This is a genomic window from Corynebacterium sp. HMSC073D01 (genome assembly GCF_001815555.1).
Lineage (GTDB): Bacteria > Actinomycetota > Actinomycetes > Mycobacteriales > Mycobacteriaceae > Corynebacterium > Corynebacterium glucuronolyticum.
This window is the reverse complement of the sequence record NZ_KV821085.1, coordinates 62,372-62,706: the sequence shown is the minus strand read 5'-3', so window position 1 is coordinate 62,706 and position 335 is coordinate 62,372. Positions and strand designations below refer to the sequence as shown.

The window sequence follows — 335 nt, the reverse complement described above, 5'->3', positions numbered from 1 at the left end:
ATCTGCCCCGCACCTGCGGGGATGAGCCGCCACCATCCGAGCAACCTCGTCAAGTGCAGTCATCTGCCCCGCACCTGCGGGGATGAGCCCATGGCGCAGTAGGGGCACTGCGGGTCAGAATAATCTGCCCCGCACCTGCGGGGATGAGCCGTGTTACATGTAAGCAAAAAGGGAAGGGTAAAAATCTGCCCCGCACCTGCGGGGATGAGCCCCCTCATTGCCGGGGCCACGCAGCTGGGTGCGGATCTGCCCCGCACCTGCGGGGATGAGCCCCCCGACCTGGAAACCGGCGAAGCCCCAGCCAAATCTGCCCCGCACCTGCGGGGATGAGCCCC

General features: G+C 66.3%; 1 CRISPR repeat array.

Going from position 1 to position 335, the window contains the following annotated elements:
* Positions 1-333: a CRISPR direct-repeat array (repeat unit 28 nt; unit sequence ATCTGCCCCGCACCTGCGGGGATGAGCC).
* Positions 334-335: the final 2 nt, after the last annotated feature.